We start from the raw sequence: 8,177 nt of genomic DNA, 5'->3' as shown, positions 1-8,177 counted from the left end.
GAGCTACATATGCTGACAAAGGTTATTGCGTTGCCCCCGCCAGGATAGCAGCGGCTCGTAAGGGAGTTCATCTATGTGCTATTAAGAAAAACAATATGAAGGAAAAGAATTTTGATCTCGACCGCTATTATACTTACATTAGATCTCCTTTCGAAAGGGTGTTTGCTCAGGATAATAAACGACTGCGATATGTAGGAATAGCAAAAAATCAATTTGCTGAATTTATGAATGCAATCTGTTTTAATTTAAAGCGTTTAACCGTCCTTGCTGCATAAAACAGGTAAAAATACATCTATTTAGGCTTATAACAAAACTAAAACAGCTAAAAATGAGATTAATTTCTGATTTGACTAAAAAACTATGCAGTTTTTAATAGCAAAATCCTTATAAAATCACTCAAACAAAAATTTTAACTACAAAATACAAAATTTTCTAAAATCTCATCTTACAACGGTCCCCTTATGCATCTCATGATGAGCTGAAACAGCATCTGTATGCTTATTTGATGGCTTATAACTTCGCTAAACGACTGAAAGCTATCAAAGGTACAACTCCTTGGCAATTTATTTTAAATCAGTGGACAATTCATCCTGAATACTTTATACTTAATCCTAACCAGTTCTTAGTGGGACTAAACATAAAATCAATGTCGATACTGCCTAGTTATAGAATCGATTCTTTTCTAAATGTTACTCTTTTTTTGCTGCGCTCTCTTCTCATTCAAAGAGTTCACGTATGCCATAATTTGCGCAACTGGTTGGTAGTATTTTTGAGAGATAAATTTATTGATACCAACATCATGATACAAACCTCGCGCTAAAGGTGGGTCTTCTATAATTGGTACATCATGCTCTCTAGCTAACGCCTGGATTTTAAGCGCCATGCTATCCAATCCCTTTTCTACGACTTTTGGTACGCTGGTTGGGCTAAAATCATATTGTAAAACAACCGAATAGTGTTGCGGATTTGTTATCACTGCGGTGGAATTAGGTACTGTTTGCTGCATTCTACGCTGAGAAATTTCCTGTCTTTTTTGATACAGTTTCGACTTAATTTCCGGGTTCCCTTCGCTTTCTTTCCATTCTTCCTTCATCTCATGCTTAGTCATGCGTAGAGATTTCATGTAGTTGTGTTTTTGATAGAGATAGTCAAGCGCCGCCACTCCCGCCATAACCATTAATGAGATGCGTAGCACTCGCCCAGCAAGCGCGTGAGTTACGCCAAGAATGCTTGTGATAGAAAGTTCATGATAAATAGGTATATATTTAATCTCTTTCATAACCACTAGGTATATACAAAAACCCACTATACCAATTTTGCACAGTTGTTTTACAAACTCTACCAAACCCTTTTTGGAAAAGATTCTACCAAACCCCTTTATAATAGAGAGTTTGCTAATATCCGGCTTTAAACTCTCGGCGCTAAACACTAGCTGTCCATGCTGCGAATAAAATGCGATAATAATTGCGATAATAACTATGCCAAAAATAGGAGCTAAAGCTATAAGACCAAAGCCTATTATGCTTTGCGTCATGCTAGCGATTACTCCAAAATCAATCCTGATATCTCCGGCTTTTTCTATAAAATACCTCATGGGTTTTATTAAAGACATCACCAGATTTGGCAGAATCCAGGAAACTATTATTGTTAAACTCAATAATACGGCGAAGCTAGTAACTTCTTTAGAATTAACTACATTCCCCTTTTTAATAGCATCTTGTATTTTCTTGTCAGAGGGGTCTTCGGTTTTGGAGTCTTCGTCTTCATCGGACATACATTAAATTCCACCGTCGTCAATTTTGTTGAGATTAAAGCTTTCTTCGTTTATTCTCTCCATACTCCATTTAAAATTATAAAGAGCTTCTACTAATTCATCCTCTCCTCCGCTGATGGTAATGGTAATGCAGTAGTTTATGCCGCCGCGTAAATCTGGTTTTTTTGTATTATCTAAGTCCACCTCTATCTTTTTAATAAAATGAATAGACACAAGAGTTTGCTGAATTTGCTTTAACTCTTCTGCGGTTCTCAGATTAACAAATAACTTGATATCATGAGGAATTTGAGATTTAAGCTTGCTGTAGTCATCATTAGCTATGGCAGTTTTTAGGTCATTGTTAAAAATAATATCAAGCGTGGAATAGGCATCTTCTTTGCTATTATCATCACTAGACGAAAGGCCGTAATTTTGTATTAAATAATGCATAATGCTGTTAGCTATAGTTACGTCGTCTACGGCGGAAGAGAGTGAGAAAGTTTGTTCAAAATTATTCAGTGGTTTATCAAATTCTTGTACTTTATAAATACTCTTCAAACTAGCAGCTCCGTTCGAGAAATCAGTAAAATATTCTATCACAACAAAAATCACGCCCTTGATTAGCTTTGGATAAAACGCCATCAACGCATCATTATAAGTAGCGTTTAATACATTTTGCGCGCTAAAACCAGGAGGAAAGTGAGAGGAAAACATAATAAGCAACCCTTGTTCTTCGAAGATGTTTTTAACCATCATCCAGTATTTATCCCATTTGATTTGCGAATCTATCGAATTATCTGCAATATGCATCATAGCACCGCGCTTTATTATGGGGATAACTGCATATGAATGGAATAAATCCTGCACCTTTTGGTTGCTATTATTGTATATTATTTTATATAAGCTATCTAGTCGATATCGATAATCTACGAGCGCAGAATAAGAAAGATTAGTACTATCTCCTAACTCTACGTTTATTGGTGTAAAGACTGTTTTGAGAGCTTCATAGCTCAAATCTTCAGGATTTAAAGCGCTTTGCCCAATACCCAATTTATCTATTAACAAAAGTATTGCTCTGCGCATACCAAGCTCATGCGCGTTAATCTCTGCTTCAGTAGAGTTACCCCCTGCGCCCTGAATATATAAACCTAACACAGTGAGGTCGTAAGGAGGTGCAAAAGCGCTATCATCATGTTGCAAAGATTGTTGATGATTCAGCGATGATTGCATCTGCTTATCTTTATCCATGCTAGATAAAACGCCAGAATCTACAACTTGATTGTTGGCAAATACGTTCGCGTTACAGATTAAAAATAAGCAGAATAAAATGATCATCAAAAAAATAATTCCAAAAATTATATTAAAGCAGGTGCTAATTTGAAGATCCCTGTACTATTACCATGGCTGAACGCACCAACCTATTTTTTATACTATATCCAACTTGTACGGTTTGAATAATGGAGCCATCTTCTTGCCCTGCATCTTCAGATTTAATGGCATGATGAGCGCGGTAGTCAAACTTATCTCCGGCTTTTGGATCAATAATTACCACACCATGTTTTAAAAATATAGATTGCAGAGCGTCTTTAGTCATTTGAATGCCCAGCGCCATATTCTTCACTTCCAAATCCTCTGTATTTTTGGAGTGTTCTAGCGCTCTATCTAGATTATCCATCACCACAACCAACTCTTTAATTAAGTTGGTGACCGCGTAGTCTTTCGTGTCTTCCAAAATCCTCTCATGCCTTTTGCTCATATTATCGCATTCAGCCACAACAGACAAAAGTTTGTGATTTAGCTCAGCTATTTGTTCTTTCAAAAACTTAGTTTCGTCTATGTACTGCTCAGCATCTTCATAATCTTGATCTATATTTTCAGCTTCCTCTTGGTTAGAATTAATGTTTAATTCAATATCTTCTTTATCAATCATAAGTTTGCAATATATATGTTGTATGTTTTTTAAGTTTAAAAAATCAATCTTTAATTCAATTGATGTTTTGCGTTCGTGAAAATTTTAATATATAAATTACTGTTTGTATACACACATTAAGTTGAGCGAGGTGATTAGATTTTTCACATTTACCTCTCATGAGCGAGTTATACAAGACATCTATTGTTACAAAAAAGGTATAAGTAACAATGCTAATCTCCTTTTGTTAGTGTAACGTGAGTTGACACTAGCCACTGGGCCAGATATAATTTTTTCATGCTGTTGTTGCGATAATCAACGCTCTATCTGAATGTGATATGGTTTGATGATCAATCGCTTTTCTTCCTATCTCACTTGCGCTTTTCTCAATTCAATTTGTTACTTATCCTTCTATTAATGTATAAGTTCTTTTTACGCTTTTTTCAATTCCCCTGCGTTATTTATCCTTTTTTATTATTATTAACCAGCGCTATTGCGGCTGATGTGTCTACGCAAAAAACGCAAGTCAAACAAGAGAGTTTGTTTGCTGAAGATGCAAAAATAATTAACGAGCAAGAGAAGTCTCAGAAAGAGAAGGAAGCAACAGAGGTGTCTAGCGCTTCGACTGATATGGAGTTTGCACAGACACAGTATCAGGGAGGCATGCATACTATAGTTTTTGATTTTAAAACTCAAGAAAAAGTGTGCCTTGCCAGTTTTTACTTAGATGGTTCTTTGTGGCTAGTGTTCGATAGGTATAAGCGATTTGGATTTAAAACAGATGAATTTTTTACTGAATTTGTGCAAATACCCCATCCTAAATTCACTATTTTGCGCATTACTCATATCAATAGCGGTGCGGTGTTAAATTGTAAAAAAAATGGTGGAGTTTGGTATGTGAGATTAGGAGGGGTTGAGATTAATAATTCCGCGCTTGCATTAACTGAAACGAAAAACACAATCGTAGGGCTAAATAACTTTAGTTACAATAAGTATTTAGATTTAAAAATTTTAGGTCATCCCCCTATGAGGGTTATACCATTATTATCAAATTTTGGCAGAGTAAATCCAAATTTTCATAGTAATTTTTTAAATTTTTTACCAGCTCGTAATGGTATAGTATTTGAGTTGCCAAGATATGAACTCACAACTACTCTAACTCGTAAAAAAATAGAGTTAGTGCAAAATGATAGGCGTGCTGGTAATTTCACTCCACTGCATATTTCAGAAGAGATGATAGAGGAGGCGAAAAACGCTAATAGCGCATATGTTAGCAACTCGGATGTTCAGCAGCAGCCAGAGGAGACTCAATACAAACAAGAGTTAATAAGTATTCTTCCAGATCAGGCTGAGGCGGTGGTAGAAACTGATGCTAGTGACGCTACAACAAAGAATAGTTATTTCGCTCAAGTGCGTAAGTTTCAAGAAAAAATTGATCTTGCTGACTCATCTGAAGATGCTTTCAATTTGATTGTGCGGCTTATTAATTTTCACTTTTTGAATGGTGACTACTATAGCGTTGAGAAAAGAATTGATGGTCTATCAAGGAGTTATACAGATTTATATCGCAAGAATTTTAGAGTCCAGTTTATTAGGGCGGTGAACTCCTCAATGCTTTGTAGATTTTCCGAGGCAGATAAATTGTTTTTAGATCTACTCTCGCTTTCTCAAAATTTGCCGATTTATCGAGAAGTGCTGTTATGGTATAATTATAACAAATATAAGATGAATCCTCATGCTTTTAGTGGTTTGCTTGGTATAAAAGATGAAGTGATAAAATTATTAGATAGTTATAATGATAATTTATATTGGCCTTTATTTTTAACGGAACTTGAATTATGCATAGATAAAAAAGATTACGTTCAGCGAGGGCAGTTGCTTCAAAATGCGCGCGTCGCCCAGCGACAGAGAGATAAGAATGCTTTAACTTATCTGAAAGCTTATTATCTTAACGAAAATGATGATAAAGTTCATGCAAGATCTCTGCTAAAGTCGGTCTTGCTCTCTCAGCATGACCCGCGCAACATGCAGCGGGCTTGGTTGCTTGATACTCGCATCAGGCTTGATTTAGAGCTAATTAAGCCAGAGAAGGCTATTGATATTTTAAATGCAATACAATTTTTATGGCGTGGTGATGTGCTTGCTACTAACGTTTTATTATACTTAGCTGATCTGCAGGAAAAGGTTGGTCAATATCCTCAGGCTTTACGTAATTACGCTAAGATTATTGATTATGTACCTTATACCAACTTACTGGCTGTTAGAGAGAAAATATACTCTCTTTTGTCGCGCATTTTTCTTGCGGATGAATCTGAGTCCACTGCTATCCGCGATTTTGAATTAGTAACGTTGTTTGATGAATTTCAGAGGTTTTTGCCGCAGAATGAATCTGGAGATCAAATGGTTTTGTCTATAGCTCAGAGACTGGAGAATCTAGGATTGCTACCTCAAACTGAAAAGTTATTATTACATCAAATAAAATATAGAGCGAAGGAAGAGCAACGAGTGGTGATTGCGAATCAATTGTCGCGTTTGTACATTAAAATGCAGGAATATCAAAAAGCTATTGAGATTTTGAATAAAACAGATTTAAATAATCTTTCTTTTGCGCTTTATCAAGATAGACAAGCGTTGCGTATTGAATTGCTCGTTAAACTTGGTAAATATTCTGAGGCATTAAAATATGTTAAAGGTTCTAATCAAGAGCAGTTCTTGGATTTGAAGAAAGAATTGTTTTTTGCGTTAGAATTATGGCAAGAATATATAGACCTCATGCGTTTCATGCATACCAAGGGTATAGCGCTAAGCCAGGGTGATGTACTGCATCTAGCTATCGCTTATTATAATTTAGGAGATAGTGATGGGTTAGATGAGGTTGTGAAAGATTTTCAGATTACCGATGAAGAGATTAAGCGAGATATAGAGCTTTTGAGAACAACAGTTTCTTCTAAAACATCTCAGTCTATAAAGACTCTCATGCAATAGATCTCTTTTTGAAATCTTATTTATTATGATATCAGAGTTAAATAAGCTATCAGAGTTAAATAAACAGTATTTCTTATTTCTGTATGACCTGAGCAGAAATAACGCCGTCTTGCTTGAGTTTTATAAGATATTGTCAATCTGTTTTGATATAAAAGTTTTTAGTTTGTTTATGCTGCTCTATTGCTTTTTGCGCATTAGGCGAGAAAAAAAAAGGGGGGGTTGTTTAAGGGCGCAACAGGATTTAGTTTCGTATTGTTTGTTGGTGGTAGTATTGTTTACTTTAAAATATACAGTGAATGCCCAACGCCCCTTCTGCGCATTGGGTGTGCCAAGTATCTTAGATTTAAATAGTGAGCGATGCAATTCTAGCTTTCCTAGTGCCCATGCAGCTTTTGCATTTTTTGCACTCATGCTTTTTTGGGAGAAGAGTAATAATAAACCTCTTTCGAAACTCGCTCATGATGAGCGAATGCAAGGGCCAAATGAAAGTGCAGAACTTCGCGCGTACGTGAAGTTAAGTGAGGATTCGAGCATTGGAGTGCAGCCACAGTTAGCATCAGGAATAGAGTTTGGAGGAGGGTCTAATGTATATTGTAAGCTTGGCCTTTCGTTAACTTTGTTACTTGTCTGTCTTTCGCGCGTAGGGTTAGCTATGCACTTTCCAATTGATTTGTTGGGGGGGGTGTGTATTGCTTTCATGGTGCGCCGTGTATGCTTTTTTTACTTTAATAAACTCCTTTGAAATTGTAAGAGTCAATCCCATATAACTAAAGCGTCATAAAAAGACTATGCCAAATAATTTGTAAATAATGCATCAATAGTACAATTGGTAGCTCTTCGTATATGTTTCGCTTGAGCCTATTTTTTCTCTATGAGATTGAGATCTGGGAATATGGTGGTAAGTATAGCAAAGTATGTCCAGCATCTCGATGATTCGCTGCACATCTTCGCCCTTATGGAAGAAGCATTATCCATGATAATTACACTTTTTTTTGGAATATTTAGCAGTAATATATTCACAACCTAGAAAGTGAATAGTCCGTGTCTACAGACTCAGTTAGTAGACCTATTGCAATCAAAGCAGAACCTATCAAAGCACCTATTGTGTTTGTACGACCTTTCGCTCCTCAGTCGTGTTTGCCATAGCATCGTGCACTTTTGAGTGAATATCCATGGGTTCTAGCATAGTACCTTACAATTTATGTATAGTAAATTAATTTGAGGTAGCGTATTTAAAAAAGAAAGATAACGAAGCAAAAAGACTCTGAAAGTCAGAAATTTTCTGCTTAACCCATCGCTTCATATTAGCCCAAAATTTCTCTATTGGGTTAAAATCAGGTGAATAAGGAGGAAGAAAAATTACCTTACAACCAACAGATTCAATGAGATCTTTTGTCTTTTGTGATCTATGAAATGCAGCGTTATCCATTATCACAACTTGCCCAGCTTTTAGCTCTTTGATCAAGAATTGCTCTACCCAGCTTTCGAATAGCTGGGTATTACATGAACCATTAAATACCATAGGAGCTA

The 8,177-nt window shown here is 36.0% G+C and carries 6 protein-coding genes and 1 pseudogene; 3 read left to right on the top strand and 4 right to left on the bottom strand.

What is annotated here, in order from left to right:
* Positions 1-275, top strand: a pseudogene (locus Sarmat_RS05160) (hypothetical protein); the annotation flags it as partial.
* 407 nt (positions 276-682) lie between these two features.
* Here Sarmat_RS05160 and Sarmat_RS05155 read toward each other — a convergent pair.
* From Sarmat_RS05155 to Sarmat_RS05145, 3 genes are read right to left on the bottom strand one after another with little or no spacing between them, the layout of a single operon-like run.
* On the bottom strand, positions 683-1,774 hold the full coding sequence (locus tag Sarmat_RS05155) for an EscU/YscU/HrcU family type III secretion system export apparatus switch protein (RefSeq protein WP_202149735.1): 1,092 nt from the start codon (positions 1,772-1,774) through the stop codon (positions 683-685).
* A gap of 3 nt (positions 1,775-1,777) precedes the next feature.
* Entirely contained in the window at positions 1,778-3,091 is a 1,314-nt protein-coding gene (locus Sarmat_RS05150; RefSeq protein ID WP_202149734.1) for a hypothetical protein, read from the bottom strand.
* A 34-nt stretch (positions 3,092-3,125) separates the two neighbouring features.
* Positions 3,126-3,683 carry a nucleotide exchange factor GrpE gene (locus Sarmat_RS05145; RefSeq protein ID WP_202149733.1) on the bottom strand — a complete coding sequence of 186 codons (558 nt, stop codon included), beginning with the start codon at positions 3,681-3,683 and terminating at the stop codon, positions 3,126-3,128.
* 483 nt (positions 3,684-4,166) lie between these two features.
* Between Sarmat_RS05145 and Sarmat_RS05140 the strand changes: the two genes are divergently transcribed.
* Together Sarmat_RS05140 and Sarmat_RS05135 are read left to right on the top strand one after the other, a co-directional pair.
* Positions 4,167-6,647, top strand: a complete 2,481-nt coding sequence (locus Sarmat_RS05140; RefSeq protein ID WP_202149732.1) for a tetratricopeptide repeat protein — start codon at positions 4,167-4,169, stop codon at positions 6,645-6,647.
* 25 nt (positions 6,648-6,672) lie between these two features.
* The gene (locus Sarmat_RS05135; protein WP_202149731.1) at positions 6,673-7,389 is read left to right on the top strand and encodes a phosphatase PAP2 family protein; all 717 of its coding nucleotides are present in this window, start codon (positions 6,673-6,675) and stop codon (positions 7,387-7,389) included.
* A 471-nt stretch (positions 7,390-7,860) separates the two neighbouring features.
* Here the strand turns inward: Sarmat_RS05135 and Sarmat_RS05130 are convergent.
* Positions 7,861-8,177, bottom strand: a 317-nt coding sequence (locus tag Sarmat_RS05130) for a transposase (protein ID WP_202149207.1), incomplete at its 5' end; no start/stop codon positions are given.

It is taken from the genome of Candidatus Sarmatiella mevalonica, from assembly GCF_016751895.1.
GTDB lineage: Bacteria > Pseudomonadota > Alphaproteobacteria > Rickettsiales > Rickettsiaceae > Sarmatiella > Sarmatiella mevalonica.
This window is presented reverse-complemented; position numbering and strand designations above follow the sequence as displayed.